Here is a 1,256-nt window from a genome sequence, read left to right as displayed (position 1 = left end):
CAACACCCGAAGTCGGTGGGGTAACCGCAAGGAGCCAGCCGCCGAAGGTGGGGTAGATGATTGGGGTGAAGTCGTAACAAGGTAGCCGTATCGGAAGGTGCGGCTGGATCACCTCCTTTCTATGGAGTACCTCGCTTCTGAGTGAAGCGGTACAAATATGATCTCACTCGTTGGTCAGTTTTGAGAGTTCAAACTCTCGCATACGATTTCCAGAACTTGCTTGGTGACAAGAAGTGCTGAGGATGGTATGATATAAGTCCGGTTGAAAAACCGGAATTTGAATCAAATTTTCATTCACACATCCGTGATGAACCGAAAAATTGATTGTTGATCCTTGAAAACTAGATAACGAAACGAATTTGCGTTTTAGAAATATCCTTTTCTGATGGTTTTAAATTTGGCTTCGCGTCAAATTGAAATTCATCATAGCTGCTTGTGTCTTACATGTAAGACCAAGTAATGAAGGTAGCAGACGAGTGTTTGAATCGAAGAGCGACTTTGGCTTTGTGCGAAGCACAAAACAACGGAGCGAAGCGAGACAAACAGGAGTCAAAGGTTAAGCTACTAAGAGCACACGGAGGATGCCTAGGCGCTAGGAGCCGATGAAGGACGTGGCGAACAACGATACTGCCTCGGGGAGCTGTAAGCAAGCTTTGATCCGGGGATGTCCGAATGGGGAAACCCGGCTGATGTAATAGTCAGTCACTCGCATCTGAATACATAGGATGTGAAGAGGCATACCAGGGGAACTGAAACATCTAAGTACCCTGAGGAAGAGAAAACAATAGTGATTCCGTCAGTAGCGGCGAGCGAACGCGGATTAGCCTAAACCGGTCAGCTTGCTGGCCGGGGTTGTGGGACGTCTCACATGGAGTTGCAAAGGAATTGGTTAGGCGAAGAGGTCTGGAAAGGCCCGGCATAGAAGGTAAAAGCCCTGTAGCCGAAAGTCAGTTCCCTCCGAGACGGATCCCGAGTAGTGCGGGGCACGTGAAACCCCGTATGAATCTGCCAGGACCATCTGGTAAGGCTAAATACTCCCTAGCGACCGATAGTGAAACAGTACCGTGAGGGAAAGGTGAAAAGCACCCCGGAAGGGGAGTGAAATAGAACCTGAAACCGTGTGCTTACAAGAAGTCAGAGCCCGTTTTAGGGGTGATGGCGTGCCTTTTGTAGAATGAACCGGCGAGTTACGTTCCCGTGCAAGGTTAAGGTGAGAAGCCGTAGCCGCAGCGAAAGCGAGTCTGAATAGGGCGAAT

The 1,256-nt window shown here is 49.1% G+C and carries 2 rRNA genes; both read left to right on the top strand.

The features are described from left to right. A 16S ribosomal RNA gene (locus tag KI367_RS26705) occupies nucleotides 1-119 on the top strand; the annotation flags it as partial. Between the two features lie 435 nt (nucleotides 120-554). After that, nucleotides 555-1,256: ribosomal RNA gene (locus tag KI367_RS26700) — 23S ribosomal RNA — on the top strand; the annotation flags it as partial.

This window comes from Paenibacillus cookii (genome assembly GCF_018333375.1).
Lineage (GTDB): Bacteria > Bacillota > Bacilli > Paenibacillales > Paenibacillaceae > Paenibacillus_AQ > Paenibacillus_AQ cookii.
This window is presented reverse-complemented; position numbering and strand designations above follow the sequence as displayed.